The organism is Grimontia hollisae CIP 101886 (assembly GCF_000176515.1).
Taxonomy (GTDB): domain Bacteria; phylum Pseudomonadota; class Gammaproteobacteria; order Enterobacterales; family Vibrionaceae; genus Enterovibrio; species Enterovibrio hollisae.
On the sequence record NZ_ADAQ01000008.1, the window covers coordinates 1 to 24304 of the forward strand.

Genomic DNA, 24304 nt, shown 5'->3' on the forward strand with positions numbered 1-24304 from the left:
ATGTCGCTGCCGCTCGACTTGCATGTGTTAGGCCTGCCGCCAGCGTTCAATCTGAGCCATGATCAAACTCTTCAATTAGAATCTTTTCTGCCCTTCCTCACTTTGAAAAAGTGAACAAAGGCGGCTCAACGAATACTGATATAAATTGACTGTGCTCTTATTGGTTTTCACGTTTGAAAACGTGAAATCAAAACAGCTCAAGGCTGTACCAATTTGAATTGGTCACTCAGTTCGTTGATAAATCTTTTGTCTATCAATGACGAGTGCCCACACAGATTGCATAGGTCAAATTGTTAAAGAACATTGACTTTAAGAAGCTTTGCTTCTCACCGTCAGGGCTGCGAATTTTACGCTGCCGGGCGATGAAGTCAAGAAGAAATTTTGAGATTTTTCAGTGTGGTTTGCACCCCCTCAAAACACCTTATTGACTTGCCTCTCGGAGCAATTTCCCCTCGAAGCGGGCGGCCATTTTACTGATCCACTTTAATGCGTCAAGCATTTATTTTTGACCCAGTTTTAAGGCTTTCGCCGTACCGGTTTGGATGGGCATTTCCGTATTGGAAGCCGCTCTCCGTGTCGGTGAGGCGGCATTATAGGGAGGCAGAAAAATCTGGCAAGACTTTTTTAATGTTTTTTATAGAAAATAGCGTTCTTGAATAAATTTCGGGCAAAAGGCTTATTTTTACTCATTTTATCCATATCAAATATACAGCAAGCTGTGAATGCCTAATAATGCACTGCGCCACAAGGTTAAATATTTGTCCATACTTGAAGTGGATATAGAAAAGCGTACAGAGCTTCGTGTAAGCATCAATCGCTGATATCAATGGCTTGTTAGAGGTTCTATCAGAATAGACAGTGATATTTGAAAAAATACAGACAAGTAAAAAGCCAGGCTTAGCCTGGCTTTTTATCAGAATGGACCGAGAGCGAGTTACTCAGCTGTTTCTTCAGCAGCTTGCTCTGGACGATCTACCAACTCGATATAAGCCATAGGGGCTTTATCGCCAGCACGTACACCGCATTTCAGAATACGAGTGTAACCGCCTGCACGAGAGGCAAAACGTGGACCCAGTTCATTGAACAGCTTCGCTACAACCGCGTCGTTGCGGGTGCGAGCGAATGCAAGACGACGGTTAGCAACACTGTCGTTCTTTGCTAGGGTAATCAATGGCTCAATTACGCGACGCAGCTCTTTTGCCTTAGGCAGAGTAGTTTTGATAACTTCATGAGTTACCAGAGAGCTAGCCATGTTGCTGAACATCGCTTTGCGATGGCTGCTGTTGCGATTGAGTTGACGACCACTCTTACGATGGCGCATGACCTAATCCTTCTAACTAAGTAATCAGAATCTGATTAATCTTCAGCGATTGATGCTGGCGGCCAGTTTTCCAGGCGCATACCCAGAGACAGACCACGTGAAGCCAGCACGTCTTTAATTTCAGTCAAAGACTTCTTACCGAGGTTTGGCGTTTTAAGAAGCTCAACCTCAGTGCGCTGTACCAGATCACCGATGTAGTGGATCGCTTCTGCTTTCAAACAGTTAGCAGAGCGAACAGTTAGTTCAAGATCGTCTACAGGACGCAGTAGGATCGGATCGAACTCTGGCTTCTCTTCTTTCTCTTCAGGAACTCGTACATCACGCAGATCTACGAATGCATCCAATTGCTCAGCAAGAATCGTTGCTGCGCGACGAATAGCTTCCTCTGGATCAAGCGTACCATTGGTTTCCATATCGATAACCAGCTTGTCTAAGTCCGTACGTTGTTCAACACGTGCTGCTTCAACATTGTAAGCAATACGGTCTACTGGACTGAACGTTGCATCAACAAGCAAACGGCCGATTGGGCGCTCATCTTCTTCAGTATGAATACGCGCTGACGCTGGTACATAGCCGCGACCACGCTCTACCTTGATTCGCATACTGATTTCAGCATTTGAATCTGTCAGATGGCAGATCACGTGTTCTGGGTTCGCAATCTCAACACCACCGTCATGGGTGATGTCGCCTGCAACAACAGGGCCTGCACCAGACTTATTTAGGGTAAGGATAACTTCATCTTTACCCTCTACCTTAACGGCCAGGCCTTTAAGGTTAAGCAGGATTTCCAGGATATCCTCCTGTACGCCCTCTTTGGTGCTGTACTCGTGCAACACGCCGTCAATCTCTACTTCTGTCACTGCGCAACCAGGCATAGACGACAGTAGGATGCGACGTAGAGCATTACCTAGGGTGTGACCAAAGCCACGCTCTAGCGGCTCAAGAGTTACTTTTGCGTGCGTCGAGCTAACTTGTTCGATGTCAACGAGACGCGGCTTAAGAAATTCTGTTACAGAACCCTGCATTGTGTCCTCTCTTTAGTTTAGCCTTACTTAGAGTAAAGCTCGACGATCAGGTGTTCGTTGATGTCAGCAGACAAATCTGAACGCTCTGGCAGACGCTTGAAAGTGCCTTCCATTTTGTTGCTGTCTACTTCGATCCAAGTTGGCAGCTCGCGCTGAGCAGCAATTTCAAGTGCTGCTTTGATGCGTGCTTGGTTTTTAGCTTTCTCACGAATGCTAATAACGTCGTTGGCCGTTACCTTGAAAGAAGGAACGTTAACCACTTTACCGTTAACCAGGATCGCTTTGTGGCTTACCAGCTGACGTGATTCTGCGCGAGTTGCACCGAAGCCCATGCGGTAAACCACATTGTCCAGACGACCTTCCAGAAGTTGCAGCAGATTTTCACCTGTGTTGCCTTTCAGGCGAGCAGCTTCTTTGTAGTAGTTACGGAATTGTTTTTCCAGTACGCCGTAGATGCGACGAACTTTTTGCTTCTCACGAAGCTGAACGCCGTAGTCAGACAGACGACCACGACGCGCGCCGTGTACGCCTGGGGCGTTGTCAATTTTACACTTGGTATCAATCGCGCGTACGCCTGACTTCAGGAACAAGTCAGTACCTTCGCGACGGCTAAGCTTCAGCTTAGGACCCAAATATCTTGCCATGATCTTTCTCCAGAATTCTAAGAAACAGCGTTATACGCGGCGTTTCTTAGGTGGACGACAACCGTTATGTGGGATTGGAGTCGCATCAACAATGTTAGTGATACGGAAACCAGCCGCATTCAGAGCGCGAATTGTAGATTCACGACCTGGACCTGGGCCCTTAACCATAACTTCCAGGTTCTTCAGGCCATATTCTTTAGCCATCTCACCACAACGCTCAGCAGCAACCTGTGCAGCAAACGGCGTTGATTTACGAGAACCACGGAAACCAGAACCACCTGCAGTTGCCCATGCAAGAGCATTACCTTGACGGTCAGTAATGGTTACGATTGTGTTGTTGAAAGACGCATGAATGTGCGCTACGCCGTCAGCAACTTGCTTGCGTACGCGTTTACGTGCGCGATTTGGTTGTTTAGCCATAGTACTTTACCTACCCCGATTATTTCTTGATCGGCTTGCGCGGACCCTTACGGGTACGAGCATTGGTCTTCGTACGCTGACCACGTAGTGGCAAGCTGCGACGATGACGCAAACCGCGGTAACAACCAAGGTCCATCAGACGCTTGATGTTCATGGAAACTTCACGACGTAGATCACCTTCTACAGTGTACTTGGCAACGCCATCACGCAGTAGATCGATCTGCTCTTCAGTTAGTTCACTGATCTTAGTGCTTTCAGCAATACCAGTTTCAGCCAAGATAGCTTTTGAACGGGTTTTACCGATGCCATAGATCGCAGTCAGTGCGATTACAGCATGCTTCTGATCAGGAATGTTAATGCCTGCAATACGGGCCACTATTCACTCCTAGTACTTTATCAAGAAGAACCGCTGCAAAGCCCGTTTAGGATACGCAGCGGCCATACCACTTCTTTTGCACACACAAAAGGTGGGCTGGCTAATGTAGCCAGCCTGCCTAAATTTTGCAAGAAAAATATTCTGCTATTAGCCTTGGCGCTGCTTGTGCTTTGGCTCACTGCAAATCACGCGAACAACACCGTTACGCTTGATAACTTTACAGTTACGGCAGATTTTCTTAACGGAAGCACGAACTTTCATTGCTAAACTCCGTAAATGACAATCTGTTATCGGCCGTAGCCTTTCAGATTGGCTTTCTTCAACACGGACTCATATTGTTGAGACATCAGATGTGTCTGAACTTGAGCCATAAAGTCCATGATTACTACGACTACGATAAGTAGGGATGTGCCGCCGAAATAGAAGCGTACATTCCAAGCAATCATCATGAACTCGGGGATCAGACAGATAAAGGTAATGTACAACGCACCAGCTAAGGTCAGTCGTGTCATCACTTTATCAATGTACTTCGCAGTCTGCTCGCCCGGGCGAATACCAGGTACGAATGCACCAGACTTCTTCAGATTGTCTGCTGTCTCACGCGGGTTGAATACCAACGCCGTGTAGAAGAAACAGAAGAAGATAATCGCTGCAGCATAAAGAATTACATACAGAGGTTGGCCTGGGCTTAGTGCCAACGACACGTCTGCCAGCCATCCCAGCTGTTCACTTTGGCCAAACCATTGGGCCAAGGTGCCTGGAAACAGGATAATACTTGATGCAAAAATCGCTGGAATTACGCCTGCCATATTTAATTTCAATGGCAAATGAGTGCTTTGCGCTGCAAAAACACGACGGCCTTGCTGACGCTTCGCGTAGTTAACGACAATTCGACGCTGACCACGCTCAACAAACACCACAAACGCAATTACCGCGAATGCAATTACCGCAATCAACAGAAGAAGAAGCACGTGCAATTCACCTTGACGCGCTTGCTCCGCTGTCTGTCCGATAGCGGATGGTAATCCTGCAACGATACCCGCAAAAATAATAAGGGAAATACCGTTACCAATACCACGCTCAGTGATCTGCTCACCTAACCACATCAAGAACATGGTACCAGTGACCAGACTCACAACAGCGGTAAAGTAGAACCCAAGGCCAGGGTTAACCACAAGCCCAGGAATCATACTTGGCAAGCCCGTAGCGATACCAATCGCCTGGAACGTTGCCAACACCAGCGTACCGTAGCGGGTGTACTGGCTAATCTTGCGACGGCCAGACTCCCCTTCCTTCTTCAACTCAGCCAAGGCTGGATGAACCACCGTGAGCAGCTGGACAATAATCGATGCCGAAATATACGGCATGATACCCAGCGCCAGGATAGAAGCACGCTCAAGAGCACCACCAGAGAACATGTTAAACAGTTCAATGATGGTGCCTTGTTGCTGTTCGAACAGATCGGCAAGTACAGCAGCGTCAATACCAGGAATTGGCACAAAAGAACCAGCACGGAAAACCAATAACGCGCCTACCACAAACAGTAGACGGCTTTTCAGCTCCGCAAGTCCACCTTTTGCACTACTAAAATTTTGTCCTGGTTGTTTTGCCATCTGTACCTCGTCCTCGAGCTAATTATTCCTCGATTTTACCGCCAGCAGCTTCGATTGCAGCTTTAGCGCCTTTAGTAACGCGAAGACCTTTAACAGTCACTGAGCGAGCAATCTCACCAGACAGTACGATTTTCGCCGTACGGATGTCTTTAGTGATCACGTTAGCTGCTTTCAGTGTCTCAAGGCTTACTACGTCACCGTCAACTTTAGCCAGCTCGCTCAAGCGAACTTCAGCTGCAGTCAGGCTCTTACGAGAAGTAAAACCAAATTTTGGCAGACGCTGTTTCAAAGGCATTTGACCGCCTTCAAAACCTGGGCGTACAGAACCACCTGAACGTGATTTCTGACCTTTGTGACCACGGCCACCCGTTTTGCCCAGGCCTGAACCGATACCACGGCCAACGCGCTTCTTAGAAGGCTTTGAACCTGCAGCCGGAGATAGAGTATTCAGACGCATTGTGATTACTCCTCCACTTTAACCATGTAGTAAACTTGATTGATCATGCCGCGTACGCAAGCAGTGTCTTCAAGTTCAACAGTGTGGTTGATGCGACGTAGGCCCAAGCCACGCAGGGTAGCTTTGTGTTTCGGCAAACGGCCGATTGAGCTACGAGTCTGAGTTACTTTGATTGTTTTAGCCATGTCGAATTACCCCAGAATTTCGTTTACAGGCAGACCACGCTTAGCAGCTACCATTTCTGGAGACTTCATACCACCCAGACCATCGATCGTTGCACGAACGATGTTGATTGGGTTGGTAGAACCGTATGCCTTTGCCAGAACGTTGCGAACACCCGCAACTTCCAGAACTGCACGCATCGCACCACCTGCGATGATACCTGTACCTTCTGATGCTGGCTGCATGTACACTTTAGAACCAGTGTGGCGGCCTTTAACAGCGTGGTGCAGCGTACCGTCGTTCAGCGCAACAGTAACCATGTTACGGCGCGCTTTTTCCATCGATTTTTGGATAGCAGCAGGCACTTCACGGGCTTTACCGTAACCGAAACCTACGCGACCATTGCCATCACCCACTACAGTCAGAGCGGTGAAGCTGAAGATGCGACCACCTTTAACCGTTTTAGATACACGGTTAACAGCAATCAGCTTCTCATGCAAATCACTTTGTTGTTTATCGTTAGCCATCTTTCCGCCTACCTTAGAATTTCAGACCAGCTTCACGGGCAGCTTCTGCCAGTGCAGCCACACGGCCGTGGTATTGGAAACCGGAACGGTCAAAAGCAACAGTCTCGATGCCTTTTTCCTTCGCACGCTCAGCAATAGCTTTACCTACAGCTGCCGCCGCGTCTTTGTTACCGGTGCTTTTCACTTGCTCACGGATCGCTTTTTCTACGGTAGAAGCAGCTGCGATTACTTCGGAGCCATTTGCCGCGATAACCTGTGCGTACACGTGACGTGGAGTACGGTGTACCACTAGGCGAGTCGCACCCAGTTCAGCAATCTTGCGACGCGCTCGGGTCGCACGACGGATACGAGCAATTTTCTTATCCATAGTGTTACCTTACTTCTTCTTAGCTTCTTTAGTACGCACAACTTCGTCAGCGTAACGAACACCTTTACCTTTGTAAGGCTCTGGCTGACGGTATGCACGGATATCAGCAGCGACTTGACCAATCAATTGTTTGTCTGTACCAGTCAAAACAATTTCAGTTTGGCTTGGGCATTCTGCTTTGATGCCTGCAGGCAGTTCATGTTCAACAGGGTGTGAGAAGCCCAGAGTCAGAGCGACTGCGTTACCCTTCATTGACGCACGATAACCAACACCTTTCAGGATCAGTTTCTTGGTATAGCCTTCAGTAACACCAACAACCATGTTGTTCACCAGCGCACGTGCGGTACCTGCTTGAGCATTAGCTTTAGCAACACCTTCACGTGGGGCAAACGTCACAGCATTGTCTTCTAGGCTGACTACCACTGCATTGTTGATAACGCGGGTCAATTCACCTTTGCTACCTTTTACAGTGATTTCCTGACCGTTCAGTTTCACCTCTACGCCGGCAGGAATAACTACGGGTGCTTTTGCAACACGAGACATTTCCTACTCCTTATGCTACGTAGCAGATGATTTCACCGCCCAGGCCCGCTTTGCGAGCTGCACGGTCGGTCATCAAACCTTTTGAAGTTGATACTACAGCAATACCCAGACCACCCATTACAGAAGGCAGCTCATCTTTTTTCTTATAGATGCGCAGACCTGGACGGCTTACACGCTGGATTTGCTCGATAACTGGTTTAGCTTCGAAGTACTTTAGAGTAACTTCCAGCTCAGGCTTAACTTCGCCAGAAACAGCGTAGTCAGCCACATAACCTTCAGCTTTCAGTAGCTCAGCAATTGCCACTTTCAGCTTTGACGAAGGCATCTTAACAGCAACTTTCGCTGCTGCCTGACCATTGCGGATGCGGGTCAGCATATCCGAAATCGGATCTTGCATGCTCATAAGTCTTTACTCCCGTGATTCAATTACCAGCTTGCCTTACGCAGACCCGGAATCTCGCCTTTCATGCAAGCTTCACGAACCTTGATTCGGCTCAAGCCGAATTTGCGTAGGTAGCCATGTGGACGACCAGTCTGGTTGCAGCGGTTACGCTGACGAGACTTAGCAGAATCACGCGGAAGAGTTTGAAGCTTCAGGACGGCATCCCAACGCTCTTCTTCAGACGCATTAACATTTTTGATGATAGCTTTCAGTGCTGCACGCTTCTCAGCGAACTTTGCTACCAGCTTCGCGCGTTTTACTTCGCGCGCTTTCATTGATTGCTTAGCCATTACAGTAACCCTTCACCTTACTTACGGAATGGGAAGTTAAAGGCAGCCAGCAGAGCTTGACCTTCCTCATCAGTCGCCGCTGAGGTCGTGATAGTGATATCAAGACCACGGATACGATCTACTTTGTCGTAGTCGATCTCTGGGAAGATGATTTGCTCACGAACGCCCATGCTATAGTTACCGCGACCGTCGAAAGATTTCGAACTAACGCCACGGAAGTCACGCACACGTGGAAGAGCGATTGAAATCAGACGCTCCAGGAAATCCCACATACGCTCGCCACGCAGGGTTACTTTACAACCAATTGGGTAGCCCTCACGGATCTTGAAGCCAGCAACTGATTTACGTGCTTTTGTGATCAGCGGCTTTTGACCTGAGATAGAAGCCAGGTCTGATGCTGCATTTTCAAGCAGTTTCTTATCGTTGATTGCTTCGCCCACACCCATGTTCAGGGTGATCTTTTCGATCCTTGGGACTTGCATGATACTCTTGTATTTGAACTTTTCAGTCAGTTCTTTTACAACAGTCTCTTTGTAGTAATCATGCAGTTTCGCCATAGTGTACTACTCCAGAATTACTTGATAGTTTCGCCATTCGATTTGAAGAAACGCACTTTTTTGCCGTCTTCGAATCGGAAGCCTACACGGTCTGCTTTACCAGTTGCAGCGTTGTAGATAGCCACGTTAGAAACGTCCACTGCAGCTTCTTTTTCTACGATGCCACCTTGGATGCCCAGAGCCGGTACAGGCTTCTGGTGTTTCTTAACCAGGTTAATACCTTCAACGATAACTTTACCGGTGGTCAGAACCTTCGTTACTTTACCTTTCTTGCCTTTGTCTTTACCAGCAAGAAGGATAACTTCGTCGTTACGACGGATTTTAGCTGCCATTTTAACCGCTCCTTACAGAACTTCTGGCGCCAGAGACACAATCTTCATGAACTTATCGCCACGAAGTTCGCGTGTCACAGGACCAAAGATACGAGTACCGATTGGTTGCTCAGTATTGTTATTCAACAGTACGCAAGCATTACGGTCGAAGCGAATGACAGAGCCGTCTGGACGACGAACGCCTTTACGGGTGCGAACTACAACCGCCTTCAGGACATCACCTTTTTTTACTTTACCGCGTGGGATTGCATCTTTAACGGTAACTTTGATGATATCGCCGATATGGGCGTAGCGACGGTGTGAACCACCCAGCACCTTAATACACATTACACTGCGAGCGCCGGAATTATCGGCTGCATCCAGCATACTTTGCATTTGGATCATTGTTAGTGCTCCGCTGTTATTACATCTAGACCCATCTCGGGTCGGGCTGCCTCATTACAAGGGCGGCGAATAATAACACTATTTTTTGAAGATGGGTAGATAAAAAATAAACGGCCCCAGAAAAGGAGCCGCTTCGTTTTTATCGCCGGAAAGCTACCTTACAGGCGTGCTTTCTCAACTACGCGTACCAATGTGTGAGACTTAGTCTTCGACAGTGGACGGCACTCACGGATTTCAACGGTATCGCCTTCTGCGCACTCGTTGTTCTCATCGTGAACGTGCAGTTTAGTAGTCTGACGAACAAACTTACCGTAGATTGGGTGTTTAACAAAACGCTCAATCGCAACAACGATAGATTTATCCATCTTGTCGCTCACTACACGACCTTGTTGAGTACGGATTTTGTCGCTCATTATGCGTTGCCCTTCTGGTTCAGAACGGTTTTAACACGTGCGATATCGCGACGAACGTTCTTCAGAGTGTGAGTTTGCTGAAGTTGACCAGTAGCCGCTTGCATGCGCAGGTTGAATTGCTCACGCAGCAGACCCAGCAGTTCTTCGTTCAGCTGCTCAACGCTCTTTTCGCGAAGTTCTTGTGCTTTCATCACATCACCGCCTTAGTTACGAAAGTGGTTTTGATAGGTAGTTTACGAGAAGCCAGCTCAAATGCTTCGCGAGCAAGGCTTTCAGAAACACCATCCATCTCGTACAGGACTTTACCTGGTTGGATTTGTGCAACCCAGTAGCTCACAGAACCCTTACCTTTACCCTGACGAACTTCCAGTGGTTTGGTAGTGATTGGCTTGTCTGGGAACACACGGATCCAGATTTGACCCTGACGCTTGATGTGACGAGTCATAGCACGACGTGCAGCTTCGATCTGACGTGCAGTGATACGACCACGACCAACAGCTTTCAGGCCGAAGGTACCGAAGCTTATGTCAGTACCTGCAGCAAGACCGCGGTTACGACCCTTATGCGTCTTGCGGAACTTAGTACGTTTTGGTTGAAGCATCGATAGACTCCTTACTTACGGCCTTTACGCTGCTTCTTAGGCTTCTCAGCCTGAGGCTCTGCTACTGGCATACCGCCCAGAACTTCGCCTTTGAAGATCCAAACTTTGATACCAATTACACCGTAAGTGGTGTGAGCCGAAGAAGTTGCGTAATCAATGTCAGCACGAAGTGTGTGCAGTGGCACACGACCTTCACGGTACCATTCGGTACGAGCGATTTCAGCACCGCCAAGACGGCCGCTTACTTCCACTTTGATACCCTTGGCACCCAGACGCATTGCGTTCTGTACCGCGCGTTTCATAGCACGGCGGAACATTACACGACGCTCTAGCTGAGACGCGATGCTGTCACCAACCAGTTGTGCGTCAAGCTCAGGCTTGCGTACTTCTGCGATGTTGATTTGAGCAGGAACACCTGCCAGTTGTGCAACGCGAGCGCGCAGTTTTTCTACGTCTTCGCCTTTCTTACCGATAACAACACCTGGACGAGCGGTGTGGATAGTCACACGGATGCTCTTCGCAGGACGTTCGATAACGATACGAGAAACAGACGCTTTAGACAGTTCTTTAGTCAAGAACTGACGTACCTTGAAGTCGCCGTCTAGGTTATCAGCGAAATCTTGGCTGTTAGCAAACCAAGTGGAATTCCATGGCTTACAGATGCCAAGACGAATACCATTAGGATGTACTTTTTGACCCATTGCTTTCTCTCCTCGTCTCTTAGCGGTCTGCTACAACAACAGTGATGTGGCTAGAACGCTTCAAGATGCGATCGGCACGGCCTTTTGCACGAGGCATGATGCGCTTCATGACTGGGCCTTCATCAACGAAGATTTTCGCGACAGACAGATCATCGATGTCTGCGCCTTCGTTATGCTCAGCGTTTGCAATTGCAGACTCCAGCACCTTCTTGATCAGAGTTGCAGCTTTTTTATCGCTGAAAGTCAGGATCTCGATTGCTTGTGCAACGTTTTTACCGCGCACTTGGTCTGCTACCAAACGTGCTTTCTGAGGCGAAATACGAGCAAAGCGATGTTTAGCAATAGCTTCCATATCTTAACTCCTTAACGCTTCTTAGCTTTCTTATCCGCAGCGTGGCCGCGATAAGTACGTGTTGGTGCAAATTCGCCCAGCTTGTGACCGATCATCTCATCAGTGATGAAAACAGGTACGTGCTGACGACCATTATGGACAGCGATGGTCAAACCGATCATCTGAGGGATGATCATTGAACGACGGGACCAAGTCTTAACAGGCTTCTTGTCACCGCTTTCCACCGCTTTCTCTACCTTCTTCAGCAAGTGCAGGTCAATAAAAGGACCTTTCTTGAGAGAACGTGGCATGGCTTATCCTCTGATATAAATTACTTGTTACGACGACGTACGATGTACTTGTCGGTACGTTTGTTCTTGCGGGTCTTGAAGCCTTTAGTTGGCATACCCCAAGGAGATACTGGGTGACGACCGCCCGAAGTACGACCTTCACCACCACCGTGTGGGTGATCCACTGGGTTCATTGCAACACCACGTACTGTTGGACGAACGCCCTTCCAGCGAGTCGCACCTGCTTTACCCAGTTCACGCAGCATGTGCTCTGCGTTACCCACTTCACCGATGGTCGCACGACCTTCAGAAAGAACTTTACGCATCTCACCAGAACGCAGACGAATCGTCACGTATGCGCCATCGCGAGCTACGATTTGTGCGTATGCACCTGCTGAACGAGCCAGCTGTGCACCCTTGCCAGGCTTCAGTTCAACGTTGTGAACAGTAGAACCAACTGGGATATTGCGCATTGGTAGGGTGTTACCTACTTTGATCGCAGCATCTGAACCAGATTGGATCTGGTCGCCAGCTTTCAGGCCTTTAGGTGCAATGATGTAACGACGCTCGCCGTCTGCGTACAGAACCAGTGCGATGTTCGCGCTACGGTTTGGATCGTATTCTAGACGCTCAACTTTCGCTGGGATGCCGTCTTTAGTACGTTTGAAGTCAATTACACGGTAGTGTTGCTTATGACCACCACCGATGTGACGTACAGTGATACGACCGTTGTTGTTGCGGCCACCAGTCTTCTGGTTTTTCTCCAGAAGCGGCGCGTAAGGCTTACCTTTGTACAGGTCAGCGTTAACAACTTTAACAACGTGACGACGACCCGGTGAAGTAGGCTTACATTTAACAATTGCCATTTTCTGTTACTCCTCCGTCTTACTCAGCGCCGCCAGCGAAGTCGATGTCTTGACCTTCTTTCAAGATAACGTACGCTTTTTTCACGTCAGAACGACGGCCTTGGCGCATACCTTGACGTTTGGTCTTACCCTTAGTGATAAGAGTATTTACAGACTTAACTTCAACTTCGAACAGTTTTTCAACTGCCGCTTTGATCTCTTTCTTGGTTGCATCCATCGCTACTTTGAAAACGATAGTGTTCGCGTTTTCAGCAGCCATGGTTGCTTTTTCAGAGATGTGCGGAGCACGTAGAACTTTCAGGATACGCTCTTCAGTGATCATCCCAGCATCTCCTCAACTTGCTTAACTGCAGCTGCAGTCATAACTACTTTGTCGAAAGCGATCAGGCTAACTGGGTCGATGCCTGCTGCGTCACGAACGTCAACCTTGTACAGGTTACGCGCTGCCAGGAACAGGTTTTCATCAACTTCTGCAGTTACGATCAGAGCTTCTGTCAGCTCAAGCTCTTTCAGCTTAGCGATCAGCTCTTTAGTTTTTGGTGCTGCTACTGAGAAGTTATCAACAACGATCAGACGCTCTTGACGAACCAGCTCAGACAAAATGCTCTTCAGAGCACCACGGTACATTTTCTTGTTAACTTTCTGGCTGTGGTCCTGTGGACGAGCTGCGAAAGTTACACCACCCGAGCGCCAAATTGGGCTACGGATTGTACCTGCACGGGCGCGACCAGTACCCTTCTGACGCCATGGCTTAGCACCGCCACCTGATACGTCTGAACGGGTTTTCTGAGCACGAGTACCTTGACGGGCACCAGCTGCGTATGCAACGACTACCTGGTGAACCAGAGCTTCGTTGAACTCACGCCCGAAGGTAGTTTCGGAAACAGTTAGCGCATCAGCGCCTTTTACTACCAATTCCATTACTATCTCCTCGACGTTACGCTTTAACGGCTGGTTTAACGATCACGTTGCTGCCAGTCGCACCTGGTACTGCACCTTTGATAAGAAGCAGTTTGCGCTCAGCGTCAACACGTACGATCTCAAGGTTCTGAGTAGTAACACGCTCAGCACCCATGTGACCTGCCATTTTCTTGCCTTTGAATACGCGACCTGGAGTCTGACATTGACCGATAGAGCCAGGAGCACGGTGAGACAAAGAGTTACCGTGGGTCATATCTTGGGTGCGGAAGTTCCAACGCTTAACCGCGCCTTGGAAGCCTTTACCTTTAGATGTGCCAGTAACGTCTACTTTTTTGATGTCAGCGAACAGATCGACATTCAGCTCAGCGCCTACTTCGAATTCTTCGCCGTTTTCCAGACGGAATTCCCACAGACCGCGACCAGCTTCAACACCTGCTTTCGCAAAGTGACCAGCTTCTGGCTTAGTGATACGGCTTGCTTTCTTAACGCCTGTAGTTACTTGGATAGCAGAGTAACCATCAACTTCAGGAGTACGTACCTGAGTAACGCGGTTAGTTTCTACTTCTACAACGGTTACAGGGATAGATACGCCTTCTTCAGTGAAGATGCGAGTCATGCCCACTTTACGACCGACTAGACCAATCATTATTAACTCCCCTCTTAACCTAGGCTGATTTGAACATCAACGCCCGCAGCAAGGTCAAGACGCATCAGAGCATCAACAGTTTTATCTGTTGGTTCAACGATGTCGATCAGACGCTTGTGAGTACGGATTTCGTACTGATCACGCGCATCTTTGTTTACGTGCGGAGAGATAAGAACGGTGAAGCGCTCTTTACGGGTTGGCAGTGGGATTGGACCACGTACCTGCGCACCAGTGCGCTTAGCGGTTTCAACGATTTCCGCGGTAGACTGGTCGATCAAACGGTGATCGAAAGCCTTCAGGCGGATACGGATACGTTGGTTCTGCATTAGACAGAGCTCCAAATTAAAAAAATACACAAACAATATCGCCACTCAACCCTGACAAGACAGGGGAATGCCGATTGATTTATGTGAAACCGTAGTATCAAGATCTGATACATTGTCAGTCATTTTATATGACTGCGAACATAAGCGGAGTGTACATTACCGACCTCATCAGACAATGTCTATAGCGATGGGTCTTCCTCCTGTGCTCATTGGTTCACAACTGCGCGTGTGAAACGAATTGTTTCGGCAGTGCGGGGCATTATACAGATCACAAATCCGTTTGCAAGTGCGGTTTAAAAAATAATCAGGAAGATTACCGTGCGATTTGTCGCTAGGCAGAAAGATAGAGAAAACAACTGAAAGTTAACCCCATGCCCTTTTTACACCGGGTTTAGGTGTCGTCGCATTCTATGATTTGTGCTTGGTTGTAATTTTGGATACCGACTTTCTCAATAAGGCCGAGTTGAGTTTCAAGCCAATCCACATGCTCTTCTTCATCTTCAAGAATGTCCCGAAACAGGTCACGCGATACATAGTCACGTACACTTTCAGCATATTCGATGGCATCACGCAGATCGGGGATAGCATCCATCTCTAACGCTAAATCACATTCCAGCATTTCTTGTGTGTCTTCTCCAATACGTAACTTTCCCAAATCCTGAAGATTCGGGATCCCCTCTAAAAAGAGGATACGTTCAATCAAGTCATCCGCATGTTTCATCTCATCGATTGACTCTTGGTACTCTTTCTCTGCAATGACGCTTAAGCCCCAATCTTTATACATACGGGCATGCAGGAAATACTGATTAATGGCAATCAGTTCGTTGGCTAGAATGTTGTTGAGATGTTGGATGATTTTAAGATCGGCTTTCATCAGGCGCACTCCTTTACTCGGCATCTATTAAACATAGAACCGCGCAGCGGCCTGTCAATGCTAAATACATGTTACAAATTCAGCATGCCTGCTTATACAGTGAATTGGCTGTGGCTTCTTGCAAAAGCTCTTTAGTTGGACGAATGCATTTACCACACTGTGAGCCCAATGGGGTCATTTTACGAATTCCACGAATATCAGTCACACCCTGATCGTAAGCAAGCTTCTTGATCACTTTGTCAGAAATTCCATGGCAAAGGCAAACATACATTTTGTTTTTCTCGTAACATGAATCTAACAATAAATATAAACAATAATGGTTCGTATTTCTAATTAATTTGTCCAATTAATGTTCTTTTTCTGAACGGGAAAAGGCAATTAAAAGGAATGGTGTTTTCATCGCTCTAAACGTAAAAAAGGACGCCGAGGCGTCCTTTCTCTGACATTGTGCTGTCAACGCTAAAATTAAGCGATGATCTTAGCAACAACACCTGCACCAACGGTACGGCCACCTTCACGGATTGCGAAGCGCAGACCTTCGTCCATTGCGATTGGCGCGATCAGCTCAACGATCATCTTGATGTTGTCGCCTGGCATTACCATCTCAACGCCTTCTGGCAGTTCGATAGTACCGGTCACGTCAGTTGTACGGAAGTAGAACTGTGGACGGTAGCCTTTGAAGAACGGAGTATGACGGCCGCCTTCGTCTTTAGACAGAACGTATACTTCTGATTCGAACTTGGTGTGAGGAGTGATAGAACCTGGTTTCGCCAGTACTTGACCACGCTCAACTTCGTCACGCTTGGTACCACGCAGCAGAACACCTACGTTCTCACCTGCACGGCCTTCGTCCAGAAGCTTACGGAACATTTCAACACCGGTACAAGTGGTCTTGGTAGTCTCACGGATACCAATGATTTCAACTTCGTCACCGACAGTGATAACACCTTGCTCAACACGACCAGTTACAACTGTACCACGGCCTTGGATTGAGAAGACGTCTTCGATTGGCAGGATGAATGGCTTGTCGATCGCACGCTCTGGCTCTGGAATGTAAGAATCCAGCGCTTCTGCCAGTTCGATGATCTTCGCTTCCCACTCAGCTTCACCGTTCAGTGCACCCAGTGCAGAACCGCGAATAACTGGGCAGTCGTCGCCTGGGAAGTCGTACTCAGACAGCAGCTCACGCACTTCCATCTCTACCAGTTCCAGCAGCTCTTCGTCGTCAACCATGTCACACTTGTTCATGAAAACAAGGATGTATGGAATACCTACCTGGCGACCCAGCAGGATGTGCTCACGAGTTTGTGGCATTGGACCGTCAGTTGCCGCAACAACCAGGATACCACCGTCCATTTGCGCAGCACCGGTGATCATGTTCTTCACATAGTCAGCGTGTCCTGGGCAGTCTACGTGCGCGTAGTGACGTGAAGGAGTATCGTACTCTACGTGTGAAGTAGAGATAGTAATACCACGCTCACGCTCTTCTGGTGCGTTGTCGATAGATGCGAAGTCACGCGCTGCACCGCCGTAGTTTTTCGCCAGTACAGTACAGATTGCTGCGGTCAGAGTAGTTTTACCGTGGTCAACGTGGCCGATAGTACCAACGTTAACGTGCGGTTTCGTACGTTCAAATTTTTCTTTAGACACGATCGTGTTCCTTCCTAGTTGTGAGCCGCACCCACCGTCGTGAGTGCGATCAGAAGTTTTTATCAATGCGGGCCAATAATGCCAGCATTAAAACCGCCTATCAATCAAGAACGCTCTGCGATGATTGAATCAGCGATGTTCTTTGGAACTTCAGCGTATTCACTGAACTCCATAGAGTAAGATGCGCGGCCCTGAGTCGCTGAACGCAAGTCAGTTGCGTAACCAAACATCTCAGCCAGTGGGACCTGTGCGCGAATGATCTTCAAGCCAGCTGGACCTTCATCCATACCACCAATCAGACCACGGCGACGGTTCAGATCACCGACTACGTCACCCATCCAGTCTTCTGGCGTGGTGACTTCCACTTTCATCATGGGCTCAAGAATGACAGGTTGTGCTTCAAGCGCACCTTTCTTGAACGCCATCGATGCAGCGATCTTAAACGCCATTTCGTTGGAGTCAACATCGTGGTAAGAGCCATCAAACAGGGTCGCTTTTACATCAAGTACTGGGTAGCCAGCCAATACACCGCTACTCATTTGTTCTTCAACGCCCTTACTGACAGCACCGATGTATTCCTTCGGTACCACACCACCAACGATTTCATCTACGAAAACAAAGCCCTCACCTGGCTCAGATGGCTCCAGTTTCAGCCATACATGACCGTACTGACCACGGCCACCAGACTGTTTGATAAACTTGCCTTCGACTTCAGTCTTACCACGGATGGTTTCGCGGTACGCCACTTGTGGCTTACCTACATTACATTCAACGCTGAACTCACGACGCATACGGTCTACGATGATGTCGAGGTGAAGCTCGCCCATACCGGAAATCAGGGTCTGGCCTGACTCATCATCGGTTTCAACGCGGAATGATGGATCTTCTGCTGCCAGTTTACCCAGCGCAATACCCATTTTTTCCTGGTCAGCTTTAGAGCGTGGCTCTACGGCGATCTGAATGACCGGCTCAGGGAAGTCCATACGCTCAAGGATCACCTTAGCGTCTTGTGCACACAGAGTGTCTCCCGTTGTGACATCTTTCAGACCAATGGCCGCAGCGATATCACCTGCACGAATCTCTTTGATTTCTTCACGCTTGTTCGCATGCATCTGTACGATTCGGCCAAAGCGCTCACGCTTTTGCTTCACTGAGTTGTATACAGTATCGCCCGTGTTCACCACGCCTGAGTAAACACGCAGGAATGTCAGGCTACCCACGAATGGGTCAGTAGCAATTTTGAATGCCAGCGCAGAAAACGGTTCGTTGTCATCAGAATGACGTTCGATCTCGTTACCGTCTTCGTCTTCACCTTTGATCGCTTTCACATCAACAGGGGAAGGAAGGAACTCAATCACAGCATCCAGTACTGCCTGCACACCTTTGTTCTTAAATGCCGACCCACAGGTCGCCAGCACGATTTCGTTATTCAGTGTACGTTCACGCAGAGCTTGCTTGATTTCGGCTTCGGTCAGTTCAACACCTTCTAGGTACTTGTCCATCAGCTCTTCATTTGCCTCAGCTGCGGCTTCTACCAGATTCTGGTGCCACTCTTCAGCCAGCTCTTGCATGTCTGCCGGGATGTCTTCATAGGTGAAGCTCATGCCCTGATCAGCTTCGCTCCAGTTAATCGCCTTCATCTTGATAAGGTCGATAACGCCGCGGAAGTTTTCTTCAGCACCGATATTCAGGTGAATCGGCACTGGGGTTGCGCCCAGTCGAACTTTAATTTGTTCAACCACACGCAGAAAATCTGCACCTGCCCGGTCCATCTTGTTGACGAACACGATACGGGGAACTTCATATTTGTCAGCCTGGCGCCAAACGGTCTCAGACTGAGGTTCAACACCGGAAGAACCACAGAATACAACTACGGCACCATCCAATACGCGCAGAGAACGCTCTACCTCAATGGTAAAGTCAACGTGTCCTGGGGTATCAATGATGTTGATGCGGTGCTCAGGGAATTGTGCATCCATACCGCGCCAGAAAGTTGTAGTCGCAGCGGAGGTGATGGTGATACCACGCTCTTGCTCCTGCTCCATCCAGTCCATGGTTGCCGCACCATCGTGCACTTCACCAATTTTGTGGGAAAGACCGGTATAAAACAGGATACGCTCTGTTGTTGTAGTTTTACCTGCGTCTACGTGCGCACAAATACCGATGTTACGGTAGCGCTCAATAGGGGTTTTACGAGCCACAGTAGTATCCTCTTACTAAGGGTATCCTTAGAGTGTGGTTTAGGCGCGACCGGAGCCGCGCCCAAAAAGGTATTACCAGCGGTAATGAGCGAATGCTTTGTTCGCTTCTGCCATACGGTGAACGTCTTCACGTTTCTTAACGGCAGTACCTTTGTTCTCAGAGGCATCCAGCATTTCGTTAGCCAGACGCTGAGCCATAGATTTTTCACCACGCTTACGCGCAGCTTCAACCAACCAACGCATAGCCAGCGCGTTACGACGCACAGGGCGCACTTCTACTGGTACTTGGTAAGTTGAACCACCAACACGGCGAGATTTAACCTCTACCGCAGGGCGTACGTTTTCAAGAGCTTGCTCGAACACAGACAGGTGCTCTTTACCAGAACGTTCTGCCATGATGTCCAGTGCACCATAAACGATTTTTTCAGCAGTCGACTTTTTACCGTCAACCATTACGATGTTTACAAATTTTGCCAGCAGCTCTGATCCGAACTTTGGATCCGGCAGGATTTTACGCTGACCAATTACGCGACGACGTGGCATGGAAATTCTCCGTTGTCTTCTTCAGGTTTTATCCAAAACTTTTCAGTTTTTTCAAAATTACAAATTAATTAGTGTTTGGCCTTACTTAACGGATTCCATTAAGACTTAGGACGCTTCACACCGTACTTAGAACGACCTTGTTTACGGTCATTAACACCTGCACAGTCAAGTGCACCACGAACAGTGTGGTAACGCACACCTGGAAGGTCTTTAACACGACCGCCACGGATCAGAACAACGCTGTGCTCTTGCAGGTTGTGACCTTCACCACCGATGTATGAAGTCACTTCATAACCGTTAGTCAGGCGAACACGGCAAACTTTACGCAGTGCCGAGTTAGGTTTTTTAGGCGTAGTGGTGTAAACACGAGTACATACACCACGTTTTTGCGGACACGCTTCCAGCGCAGGCACGTTGCTTTTTGCAACTTGCTTCATGCGTGGCTTGCGTACCAGCTGGTTAATAGTTGCCATTAAATAGCTCCTGATATTACTTACGTATAAGTGTGAAAAATCTATGCCCCACAAAAGTAGGGACGCGAAATTTTAGATGTCGTCAATTTGGGTGTCAAGATTTATACAACGATCTTTCCCCTGAACGTTTTATAACCGCCGCATTCCCAAGCCTTTACGCTAGTCGAAAACAGGCCTTTTCACCATGTCATTTGCGTGACATTCCGGACGGTAAGCTCAACAAACCCTTCCATATCAACAAGTTCAAATTGTGACGCGATCTGCGATCCGATCCCACGGGCTACGAGGTCCTCTTTCAGTACATAAATACGGCGTCCGGACGAAATCAGGCGCTCTTGCCACTCTCCGCCACAAACGGCCGCGATAACGGCATCTTCTAACAGCAGGATCTCACTGTGTTTTTCCGAATATCGCAGACAATGCCCCAGAGCTGAGGAGGTATACGGTGAGGTTTTTACAATATGAAGCATGGCCAATCCTTAAAATTGAAGCACCTTAGCACACTGACTGAGGGAAGCCGCTATCGCTTGTGGCGACACTTTTTCAGCCTCAATAATCAGTGGCAGTGCATCTAGGCCACGTTCTTTGAGCGACTCGGCACAAACATAGATCTCTTCCACATCACAAAGGGACAGCATTTTGAAGGTGGAAATATAGTCACGACAAAGGATGTCATCAGGCTGCTGGCCAGCAAGCAGTTGCATCACGCCATCGCCGACAAAATAGAGCACCAAGTCTTCGCTGTAATTGGACGTTGCCAGGATCGCATCCAACCCTTCTCGTCCAGACGCGCAGCCATGAGGCGCGGAGGAAAAAACAAACCCCAGTTTTTTCATATCTCCCCCTAAAACTGGATAACGCGATCGGCGGTCAACAGCGCTTCAGAAAGTGCACCAAGGCCCGCCTGAGAAAAACCCTCAGCCATATTTGATGAAGGCAGCCCATGCTGGCTGGCTTCATCCTCACTGACTTGCCCACGGCGCAGCGCAGCGGCGACGCAGGTTTCCAGCTCAACACCGTGCTCATGGGCAAGGGATTGCCACGCGGCGACCAAATCAAACTCATCATTGGCAGGCACGGTCAGGGACGAGGCATTTGACACACCGTCCTGATAGAAAAACACACGCGTTAACGTGTGTCCTTTCCCAATCAGCGCTCTGGCAAAACGGTACGCAGTCCGTGATGACTGGCGTCCGTAAACCGGGCCATTCACCACCAACACATATGTCAGACTCATTTTTCGCCGTCCTCACCTTTACGCTGACGGATATAGAGATACACCGTGTGCTTGGAGATATTGAGACGGTCCGCCACCCGGTTGATGGCATCTTTGATATCGAAAATACCCTTATCAAAAAGCTCCATCACGATCTGGCGATTCTTGGTGTTGTTCGAGACCGACTTATCCGCATTGATTTCTTCAATCGTACGTTCTACCGTTTGGTCTACCAATTCATCCACATCGCTGGCGAAGTTAACGCTAGACACCGCCTGCCGGGCTTCCTCCGTTGGCATAAACGCCTGCAAGACCTGGGAAAACGGCGCATCTAGGTTGATGTTAATACACAATAGGCCAATCACACGATTATCCGCATTTCGGATAGCCACCGTAATGGATTTCATCAGGGTGTTGCCCTTGGCACGGGTAAAGTAAGCGCGGGAAAAGTTACGTTCAGAGCCTTCAATATCACGCAGCATACGCAGCGCCAAATCCGTGATCGGCGAGCCGACCTGACGGCCTGTGTTTTCACCATTGGCAATTTTGATCGCGGAGGTATTCAGATCTTCCAGCGAGTGCAACACGATTTCACAGTGCTGACCAATCAAGGCCGCCAGACCATCAACCACGGCCTCATAAGATTTCAGGATAACGCGGTCCGTGTCTGTGAAAGGATTACTCTCGATAACGTCACTCTCGACGATTACGTCCGCACCAAAGCTGTCTGTCGATACCACAGGCTTATCTTCCTTATTATTGGATTTCGTTTACCGCGGGCAAAGATAAACGAAAGCTGCAAACTTTAAAATCTAGCAGTAAGTTTAACAGACTCGCTTCAAAAAGACGCAAAAACCCCCGGCAAAAAGCCAGGGGTTTCTATGGTCAACAAAGAGACTGCTGAGGGATTACCCTTCCGCTTTGTCACCTTTGTCTTTAATTTCAAGTAACTCGACTTCGAAGACCAGCGTCGAATTAGCCGGAATTGCAGGTGTATCCTGAGAGCCGTATGCCAGTTCAGGCGGAATAACAAACTTGAACTTGGAACCCACAGGCATCAGTTGAACCCCTTCTGTCCAGCCCGGGATCACACGGTTCAACGGAAACGTTGCTGGCTGGTCACGATCATATGAGCTGTCAAACTGGGTACCGTCAGTCAGGGTGCCCTTGTAATGCACTACCACAGTGTCTTCTGCCGCAGGCTTGTTACCTTCGCCCATTTTCTCGACCAGATACATCAGACCAGAATCGGTGGTGTTTACGCCTTCGGTCTTCGCAAACTGTGCGCGGAATTCTTCACCGGCTTTCACCGCAGCCGCGGCTTTCTCCTGTGCTTTTTCCTGCGCCAACTGGGCAACACGTTGGTCCAGCGCCTGCAGTGCCTGTTGCGCTTCTTCTTCGTTTAGTTTGGATTTGTCGGCAAATGCATCCTGCACACCTTGCAACACCAGATCGTTGCTCAGTGACAGACCCAGCTCTTGCTGCTGTTCCAGGTTGGCTTTCAGGTATTGCGCCAAAGACGCACCAATCGCGTATGCCGCTTTGTCGTCTTCGGTTGCGAATGTCACGGTTTCAGCAGCCACAGGCGCTTCTACTTTCGCCGTTTCCTCTTTCGCTTCTTCCTGACAACCGACTGCAAGTGCAACAGTGGCAGCCAGCAACGACATTTTAAAAACTGATTTCATGAGTAACTCCGTTGGTATAAACCCACATTTCTTCTATTCGCTTACGCGACAACGGTGCGAAAGCCCAAAACGATCAATATACTCGACGTTATAGGGGTCCAAGATAAGGAACACAAGGGCTATGCGACAATTCGTCCGCACATTTTGCTTATTTCTGACACTGTTAGCACTTTCAGGATGCTTTCATTCCACTGATGAAGCCCAGCGATGGGCGCTGGATCCTGACGGTGTCACCCGTTTCAGCCTGAGCCGCGACGGGCGTTTTGCCCTTATCGCCTCGACATCACGTGGCATTGATTTGTGGGATTTAGTACAAAACAAAAAGCTGGCCGAGTTCGGTGATCAGGACCCGGATAAAAACACCGTCATCGCCAGTCACATTTCCGACAACAACCGTTATGCCATTACCGCCACCTCACAAAATTTTGCTGTGTGGGACTTGGCATGGGGACAAGCCGAAGGGCTCTGGTCGATTTCTGACGGCATTATCCGCGATGTGGGCATCAGCAATAATGGTCAGAAAGTGCTGCTTGCCCTCTCTAACGGCAAAGCCCTGTTCGTGGACTTAGGCACAGGAAGGCGGCTGGAGTTCCTTGCCCACCGGGATAAAGTGAACAGCGTTTCCCTTGCCCCCAATGGCAAGTTCGCCCTCTCTGGTGGCAATGACCACAATGCCTTTTTCTGGAGCACCGAGACCGGGCAAATTCTCAACACGTTTCCCCACGATCACCGCATTACCCGTGTCGCGCTTCACCGCTCCGGCAAGTATGCATTCTCGGCAGACGGCGATGACACCGCCATCATCTGGGATTTGTCCACCGGTGAGCCCAAAAGTGAGCTCAACATGTTCCATCGCCACCCTAACTTTTCTACTGCCCGTTTTTCTGATGATGGCAGTAAACTCGTAACCGGCACACCCGGCAGGCGCGTAGAGTATTGGGATACAGAAAGTGGCGACAACCTCGGCCGCTGGTTAGCCCGGGAACAACAAAATACCCGCCCTCCCAGCGCGGTGGTGTATGATGTGGCGATTGATCCCACCGGCCGCGTGATTTCCGGCTCCTCTGCCGGTATTGCCCAGGCCTGGATAGCCGAGTAACAGAGAAA

The 24304-nt window shown here is 48.9% G+C and carries 40 protein-coding genes and 1 rRNA gene; 1 reads left to right on the top strand and 40 read right to left on the bottom strand.

Translation table 11 applies throughout. The annotated features are described in order from the left end of the window. The 40 genes from VHA_RS01795 to fkpA form a co-directional block, all read right to left on the bottom strand. A 16S ribosomal RNA gene (locus VHA_RS01795) occupies window positions 1-78 on the bottom strand; the annotation flags it as partial. Window positions 79-934: 856 nt separating this feature from the next. Then, window positions 935-1321 carry a 50S ribosomal protein L17 gene (gene rplQ / locus VHA_RS01800; protein ID WP_005501232.1) on the bottom strand — a complete coding sequence of 129 codons (387 nt, stop codon included), beginning with the start codon at window positions 1319-1321 and terminating at the stop codon, window positions 935-937. Window positions 1322-1356: 35 nt separating this feature from the next. Then, window positions 1357-2346, bottom strand: a complete 990-nt coding sequence (locus VHA_RS01805; protein ID WP_002541536.1) for a DNA-directed RNA polymerase subunit alpha — start codon at window positions 2344-2346, stop codon at window positions 1357-1359. Window positions 2347-2369: 23 nt separating this feature from the next. Next, window positions 2370-2990, bottom strand: a complete 621-nt coding sequence (gene rpsD / locus VHA_RS01810) for a 30S ribosomal protein S4 (RefSeq protein WP_005501237.1) — start codon at window positions 2988-2990, stop codon at window positions 2370-2372. Between the two features lie 30 nt (window positions 2991-3020). After that, the gene (gene rpsK / locus VHA_RS01815) at window positions 3021-3410 is read right to left on the bottom strand and encodes a 30S ribosomal protein S11 (protein ID WP_002541534.1); all 390 of its coding nucleotides are present in this window, start codon (window positions 3408-3410) and stop codon (window positions 3021-3023) included. A 19-nt stretch (window positions 3411-3429) separates the two neighbouring features. Next, window positions 3430-3786, bottom strand: coding sequence for a 30S ribosomal protein S13 (rpsM, locus tag VHA_RS01820; protein WP_002541533.1), 357 nt, complete (start codon window positions 3784-3786; stop codon window positions 3430-3432). 147 nt (window positions 3787-3933) lie between these two features. Further along, window positions 3934-4047, bottom strand: coding sequence for a 50S ribosomal protein L36 (rpmJ, locus tag VHA_RS01825; protein ID WP_000868186.1), 114 nt, complete (start codon window positions 4045-4047; stop codon window positions 3934-3936). 26 nt (window positions 4048-4073) lie between these two features. Then, window positions 4074-5399, bottom strand: a complete 1326-nt coding sequence (gene secY / locus VHA_RS01830; RefSeq protein WP_005501240.1) for a preprotein translocase subunit SecY — start codon at window positions 5397-5399, stop codon at window positions 4074-4076. A gap of 22 nt (window positions 5400-5421) precedes the next feature. Beyond that, window positions 5422-5856 (bottom strand): 50S ribosomal protein L15, encoded by a 435-nt coding sequence (rplO, locus tag VHA_RS01835; protein ID WP_005501241.1) that lies wholly within the window; start codon window positions 5854-5856, stop codon window positions 5422-5424. Between the two features lie 5 nt (window positions 5857-5861). Next, the gene (gene rpmD / locus VHA_RS01840) at window positions 5862-6041 is read right to left on the bottom strand and encodes a 50S ribosomal protein L30 (protein ID WP_002541431.1); all 180 of its coding nucleotides are present in this window, start codon (window positions 6039-6041) and stop codon (window positions 5862-5864) included. A 6-nt stretch (window positions 6042-6047) separates the two neighbouring features. Next, on the bottom strand, window positions 6048-6545 hold the full coding sequence (gene rpsE / locus VHA_RS01845) for a 30S ribosomal protein S5 (RefSeq protein ID WP_005501244.1): 498 nt from the start codon (window positions 6543-6545) through the stop codon (window positions 6048-6050). 13 nt (window positions 6546-6558) lie between these two features. Continuing rightward, window positions 6559-6912 carry a 50S ribosomal protein L18 gene (rplR, locus tag VHA_RS01850; RefSeq protein ID WP_005501245.1) on the bottom strand — a complete coding sequence of 118 codons (354 nt, stop codon included), beginning with the start codon at window positions 6910-6912 and terminating at the stop codon, window positions 6559-6561. A 9-nt stretch (window positions 6913-6921) separates the two neighbouring features. Next, the gene (gene rplF / locus VHA_RS01855) at window positions 6922-7455 is read right to left on the bottom strand and encodes a 50S ribosomal protein L6 (RefSeq protein ID WP_005501246.1); all 534 of its coding nucleotides are present in this window, start codon (window positions 7453-7455) and stop codon (window positions 6922-6924) included. A 10-nt stretch (window positions 7456-7465) separates the two neighbouring features. Next, on the bottom strand, window positions 7466-7858 hold the full coding sequence (gene rpsH, locus VHA_RS01860) for a 30S ribosomal protein S8 (RefSeq protein WP_005501247.1): 393 nt from the start codon (window positions 7856-7858) through the stop codon (window positions 7466-7468). Between the two features lie 23 nt (window positions 7859-7881). Then, window positions 7882-8187 carry a 30S ribosomal protein S14 gene (rpsN, locus tag VHA_RS01865; RefSeq protein WP_002541426.1) on the bottom strand — a complete coding sequence of 102 codons (306 nt, stop codon included), beginning with the start codon at window positions 8185-8187 and terminating at the stop codon, window positions 7882-7884. A 17-nt stretch (window positions 8188-8204) separates the two neighbouring features. Beyond that, entirely contained in the window at window positions 8205-8744 is a 540-nt protein-coding gene (gene rplE / locus VHA_RS01870; protein ID WP_005501248.1) for a 50S ribosomal protein L5, read from the bottom strand. 17 nt (window positions 8745-8761) lie between these two features. Then, window positions 8762-9076: a 50S ribosomal protein L24 gene (rplX, locus tag VHA_RS01875; RefSeq protein WP_005501249.1), complete on the bottom strand. Its 315-nt coding sequence runs from the start codon at window positions 9074-9076 to the stop codon at window positions 8762-8764. A 12-nt stretch (window positions 9077-9088) separates the two neighbouring features. Next, window positions 9089-9460: a 50S ribosomal protein L14 gene (rplN, locus tag VHA_RS01880; RefSeq protein ID WP_005501250.1), complete on the bottom strand. Its 372-nt coding sequence runs from the start codon at window positions 9458-9460 to the stop codon at window positions 9089-9091. Window positions 9461-9618: 158 nt separating this feature from the next. Next, a complete protein-coding gene (gene rpsQ, locus VHA_RS01885; RefSeq protein ID WP_005501254.1) occupies window positions 9619-9873 on the bottom strand; it encodes a 30S ribosomal protein S17 in 255 nt (84 codons plus the stop codon). Next, window positions 9873-10064, bottom strand: a complete 192-nt coding sequence (rpmC, locus tag VHA_RS01890) for a 50S ribosomal protein L29 (RefSeq protein ID WP_002541421.1) — start codon at window positions 10062-10064, stop codon at window positions 9873-9875. Before rpmC ends, rpsQ begins: the two co-directional genes overlap by 1 nt. After that, window positions 10064-10474 carry a 50S ribosomal protein L16 gene (rplP, locus tag VHA_RS01895; RefSeq protein WP_005501256.1) on the bottom strand — a complete coding sequence of 137 codons (411 nt, stop codon included), beginning with the start codon at window positions 10472-10474 and terminating at the stop codon, window positions 10064-10066. The genes rpmC and rplP overlap by 1 nt, the downstream gene beginning before the upstream one ends. Before the next feature lie 11 nt (window positions 10475-10485). Then, complete coding sequence (rpsC, locus tag VHA_RS01900) at window positions 10486-11175, bottom strand: 30S ribosomal protein S3 (protein WP_005501264.1); 690 nt, start codon at window positions 11173-11175, stop codon at window positions 10486-10488. A gap of 19 nt (window positions 11176-11194) precedes the next feature. Continuing rightward, window positions 11195-11527 (bottom strand): 50S ribosomal protein L22, encoded by a 333-nt coding sequence (gene rplV / locus VHA_RS01905; RefSeq protein ID WP_005501278.1) that lies wholly within the window; start codon window positions 11525-11527, stop codon window positions 11195-11197. An 11-nt stretch (window positions 11528-11538) separates the two neighbouring features. Further along, entirely contained in the window at window positions 11539-11817 is a 279-nt protein-coding gene (gene rpsS / locus VHA_RS01910; protein WP_002541417.1) for a 30S ribosomal protein S19, read from the bottom strand. 20 nt (window positions 11818-11837) lie between these two features. Continuing rightward, window positions 11838-12662 carry a 50S ribosomal protein L2 gene (gene rplB, locus VHA_RS01915; protein WP_005501279.1) on the bottom strand — a complete coding sequence of 275 codons (825 nt, stop codon included), beginning with the start codon at window positions 12660-12662 and terminating at the stop codon, window positions 11838-11840. A 19-nt stretch (window positions 12663-12681) separates the two neighbouring features. Continuing rightward, window positions 12682-12984: a 50S ribosomal protein L23 gene (gene rplW / locus VHA_RS01920; protein WP_005501280.1), complete on the bottom strand. Its 303-nt coding sequence runs from the start codon at window positions 12982-12984 to the stop codon at window positions 12682-12684. Further along, complete coding sequence (gene rplD / locus VHA_RS01925; RefSeq protein WP_005501281.1) at window positions 12981-13583, bottom strand: 50S ribosomal protein L4; 603 nt, start codon at window positions 13581-13583, stop codon at window positions 12981-12983. The genes rplW and rplD overlap by 4 nt, the downstream gene beginning before the upstream one ends. A 16-nt stretch (window positions 13584-13599) precedes the next feature. Further along, window positions 13600-14229 (bottom strand): 50S ribosomal protein L3, encoded by a 630-nt coding sequence (gene rplC / locus VHA_RS01930; RefSeq protein WP_005501282.1) that lies wholly within the window; start codon window positions 14227-14229, stop codon window positions 13600-13602. Between the two features lie 14 nt (window positions 14230-14243). After that, the gene (rpsJ, locus tag VHA_RS01935) at window positions 14244-14555 is read right to left on the bottom strand and encodes a 30S ribosomal protein S10 (protein ID WP_005501283.1); all 312 of its coding nucleotides are present in this window, start codon (window positions 14553-14555) and stop codon (window positions 14244-14246) included. 391 nt (window positions 14556-14946) lie between these two features. Beyond that, the gene (gene bfr, locus VHA_RS01940) at window positions 14947-15429 is read right to left on the bottom strand and encodes a bacterioferritin (protein WP_005501284.1); all 483 of its coding nucleotides are present in this window, start codon (window positions 15427-15429) and stop codon (window positions 14947-14949) included. A 79-nt stretch (window positions 15430-15508) separates the two neighbouring features. Further along, window positions 15509-15700 (bottom strand): (2Fe-2S)-binding protein, encoded by a 192-nt coding sequence (locus tag VHA_RS01945; RefSeq protein WP_040528006.1) that lies wholly within the window; start codon window positions 15698-15700, stop codon window positions 15509-15511. Window positions 15701-15894: 194 nt separating this feature from the next. After that, entirely contained in the window at window positions 15895-17079 is a 1185-nt protein-coding gene (gene tuf / locus VHA_RS01950; protein ID WP_005501288.1) for an elongation factor Tu, read from the bottom strand. Between the two features lie 104 nt (window positions 17080-17183). Next, on the bottom strand, window positions 17184-19280 hold the full coding sequence (gene fusA / locus VHA_RS01955; RefSeq protein ID WP_005501290.1) for an elongation factor G: 2097 nt from the start codon (window positions 19278-19280) through the stop codon (window positions 17184-17186). Between the two features lie 72 nt (window positions 19281-19352). Further along, a complete protein-coding gene (gene rpsG / locus VHA_RS01960; RefSeq protein WP_005501295.1) occupies window positions 19353-19823 on the bottom strand; it encodes a 30S ribosomal protein S7 in 471 nt (156 codons plus the stop codon). 98 nt (window positions 19824-19921) lie between these two features. Continuing rightward, window positions 19922-20296: a 30S ribosomal protein S12 gene (gene rpsL / locus VHA_RS01965; RefSeq protein ID WP_005501297.1), complete on the bottom strand. Its 375-nt coding sequence runs from the start codon at window positions 20294-20296 to the stop codon at window positions 19922-19924. Window positions 20297-20475: 179 nt separating this feature from the next. Beyond that, window positions 20476-20766: a sulfurtransferase complex subunit TusB gene (gene tusB / locus VHA_RS01970; protein ID WP_005501299.1), complete on the bottom strand. Its 291-nt coding sequence runs from the start codon at window positions 20764-20766 to the stop codon at window positions 20476-20478. A 9-nt stretch (window positions 20767-20775) separates the two neighbouring features. Further along, entirely contained in the window at window positions 20776-21132 is a 357-nt protein-coding gene (gene tusC, locus VHA_RS01975) for a sulfurtransferase complex subunit TusC (RefSeq protein ID WP_005501301.1), read from the bottom strand. A gap of 8 nt (window positions 21133-21140) precedes the next feature. Next, window positions 21141-21533 carry a sulfurtransferase complex subunit TusD gene (gene tusD / locus VHA_RS01980; protein WP_005501303.1) on the bottom strand — a complete coding sequence of 131 codons (393 nt, stop codon included), beginning with the start codon at window positions 21531-21533 and terminating at the stop codon, window positions 21141-21143. Further along, window positions 21530-22252, bottom strand: a complete 723-nt coding sequence (locus tag VHA_RS01985; RefSeq protein ID WP_005501304.1) for a helix-turn-helix transcriptional regulator — start codon at window positions 22250-22252, stop codon at window positions 21530-21532. Before VHA_RS01985 ends, tusD begins: the two co-directional genes overlap by 4 nt. A 168-nt stretch (window positions 22253-22420) precedes the next feature. Continuing rightward, entirely contained in the window at window positions 22421-23197 is a 777-nt protein-coding gene (fkpA, locus tag VHA_RS01990) for an FKBP-type peptidyl-prolyl cis-trans isomerase (RefSeq protein ID WP_005501307.1), read from the bottom strand. 121 nt (window positions 23198-23318) lie between these two features. Here fkpA and VHA_RS01995 point away from each other — a divergent pair, with 121 nt between their 5' ends. Then, a complete protein-coding gene (locus tag VHA_RS01995; protein ID WP_005501308.1) occupies window positions 23319-24296 on the top strand; it encodes a WD40 repeat domain-containing protein in 978 nt (325 codons plus the stop codon). Window positions 24297-24304: the final 8 nt, after the last annotated feature.

What these genes read in the sequence shown, in the direction of transcription:
- rpsE (WP_005501244.1), bottom strand. Translation starts at nt 6,545, where the DNA reads ATGGCTAACGATAAACAACAAAGTGATTTGCATGAGAAGCTGATTGCT.
- VHA_RS01995 (WP_005501308.1), top strand. Translation starts at nt 23,319, where the DNA reads ATGCGACAATTCGTCCGCACATTTTGCTTATTTCTGACACTGTTAGCA.
- rplD (WP_005501281.1), bottom strand. Translation starts at nt 13,583, where the DNA reads ATGGAATTGGTAGTAAAAGGCGCTGATGCGCTAACTGTTTCCGAAACT.
- rpmC (WP_002541421.1), bottom strand. Translation starts at nt 10,064, where the DNA reads ATGAAAGCACAAGAACTTCGCGAAAAGAGCGTTGAGCAGCTGAACGAA.
- rplQ (WP_005501232.1), bottom strand. Translation starts at nt 1,321, where the DNA reads ATGCGCCATCGTAAGAGTGGTCGTCAACTCAATCGCAACAGCAGCCAT.
- fkpA (WP_005501307.1), bottom strand. Translation starts at nt 23,197, where the DNA reads ATGAAATCAGTTTTTAAAATGTCGTTGCTGGCTGCCACTGTTGCACTT.
- rplF (WP_005501246.1), bottom strand. Translation starts at nt 7,455, where the DNA reads ATGTCTCGTGTTGCAAAAGCACCCGTAGTTATTCCTGCCGGCGTAGAG.
- rplO (WP_005501241.1), bottom strand. Translation starts at nt 5,856, where the DNA reads ATGCGTCTGAATACTCTATCTCCGGCTGCAGGTTCAAAGCCTTCTAAG.
- rpsS (WP_002541417.1), bottom strand. Translation starts at nt 11,817, where the DNA reads ATGCCACGTTCTCTCAAGAAAGGTCCTTTTATTGACCTGCACTTGCTG.
- rplB (WP_005501279.1), bottom strand. Translation starts at nt 12,662, where the DNA reads ATGGCAATTGTTAAATGTAAGCCTACTTCACCGGGTCGTCGTCACGTT.
- rpsK (WP_002541534.1), bottom strand. Translation starts at nt 3,410, where the DNA reads ATGGCTAAACAACCAAATCGCGCACGTAAACGCGTACGCAAGCAAGTT.
- rpsC (WP_005501264.1), bottom strand. Translation starts at nt 11,175, where the DNA reads ATGGGTCAAAAAGTACATCCTAATGGTATTCGTCTTGGCATCTGTAAG.
- VHA_RS01945 (WP_040528006.1), bottom strand. Translation starts at nt 15,700, where the DNA reads ATGTATGTTTGCCTTTGCCATGGAATTTCTGACAAAGTGATCAAGAAG.
- rplC (WP_005501282.1), bottom strand. Translation starts at nt 14,229, where the DNA reads ATGATTGGTCTAGTCGGTCGTAAAGTGGGCATGACTCGCATCTTCACT.
- rplE (WP_005501248.1), bottom strand. Translation starts at nt 8,744, where the DNA reads ATGGCGAAACTGCATGATTACTACAAAGAGACTGTTGTAAAAGAACTG.
- bfr (WP_005501284.1), bottom strand. Translation starts at nt 15,429, where the DNA reads ATGAAAGCCGATCTTAAAATCATCCAACATCTCAACAACATTCTAGCC.
- rpsN (WP_002541426.1), bottom strand. Translation starts at nt 8,187, where the DNA reads ATGGCTAAGCAATCAATGAAAGCGCGCGAAGTAAAACGCGCGAAGCTG.
- rpsD (WP_005501237.1), bottom strand. Translation starts at nt 2,990, where the DNA reads ATGGCAAGATATTTGGGTCCTAAGCTGAAGCTTAGCCGTCGCGAAGGT.
- rplX (WP_005501249.1), bottom strand. Translation starts at nt 9,076, where the DNA reads ATGGCAGCTAAAATCCGTCGTAACGACGAAGTTATCCTTCTTGCTGGT.
- rpmJ (WP_000868186.1), bottom strand. Translation starts at nt 4,047, where the DNA reads ATGAAAGTTCGTGCTTCCGTTAAGAAAATCTGCCGTAACTGTAAAGTT.
- rpsJ (WP_005501283.1), bottom strand. Translation starts at nt 14,555, where the DNA reads ATGCAGAACCAACGTATCCGTATCCGCCTGAAGGCTTTCGATCACCGT.
- tusD (WP_005501303.1), bottom strand. Translation starts at nt 21,533, where the DNA reads ATGAGTCTGACATATGTGTTGGTGGTGAATGGCCCGGTTTACGGACGC.
- secY (WP_005501240.1), bottom strand. Translation starts at nt 5,399, where the DNA reads ATGGCAAAACAACCAGGACAAAATTTTAGTAGTGCAAAAGGTGGACTT.
- tusC (WP_005501301.1), bottom strand. Translation starts at nt 21,132, where the DNA reads ATGAAAAAACTGGGGTTTGTTTTTTCCTCCGCGCCTCATGGCTGCGCG.
- rpsH (WP_005501247.1), bottom strand. Translation starts at nt 7,858, where the DNA reads ATGAGCATGCAAGATCCGATTTCGGATATGCTGACCCGCATCCGCAAT.
- VHA_RS01805 (WP_002541536.1), bottom strand. Translation starts at nt 2,346, where the DNA reads ATGCAGGGTTCTGTAACAGAATTTCTTAAGCCGCGTCTCGTTGACATC.
- rpmD (WP_002541431.1), bottom strand. Translation starts at nt 6,041, where the DNA reads ATGGCTAAAACAATCAAAGTAACTCAGACTCGTAGCTCAATCGGCCGT.
- rplN (WP_005501250.1), bottom strand. Translation starts at nt 9,460, where the DNA reads ATGATCCAAATGCAAAGTATGCTGGATGCAGCCGATAATTCCGGCGCT.
- tusB (WP_005501299.1), bottom strand. Translation starts at nt 20,766, where the DNA reads ATGCTTCATATTGTAAAAACCTCACCGTATACCTCCTCAGCTCTGGGG.
- rplV (WP_005501278.1), bottom strand. Translation starts at nt 11,527, where the DNA reads ATGGAAGCTATTGCTAAACATCGCTTTGCTCGTATTTCGCCTCAGAAA.
- rplP (WP_005501256.1), bottom strand. Translation starts at nt 10,474, where the DNA reads ATGCTTCAACCAAAACGTACTAAGTTCCGCAAGACGCATAAGGGTCGT.
- rplR (WP_005501245.1), bottom strand. Translation starts at nt 6,912, where the DNA reads ATGGATAAGAAAATTGCTCGTATCCGTCGTGCGACCCGAGCGCGTCGC.
- rpsL (WP_005501297.1), bottom strand. Translation starts at nt 20,296, where the DNA reads ATGGCAACTATTAACCAGCTGGTACGCAAGCCACGCATGAAGCAAGTT.
- rpsG (WP_005501295.1), bottom strand. Translation starts at nt 19,823, where the DNA reads ATGCCACGTCGTCGCGTAATTGGTCAGCGTAAAATCCTGCCGGATCCA.
- rplW (WP_005501280.1), bottom strand. Translation starts at nt 12,984, where the DNA reads ATGATCACTGAAGAGCGTATCCTGAAAGTTCTACGTGCTCCGCACATC.
- rpsQ (WP_005501254.1), bottom strand. Translation starts at nt 9,873, where the DNA reads ATGAGCGACAAAATCCGTACTCAACAAGGTCGTGTAGTGAGCGACAAG.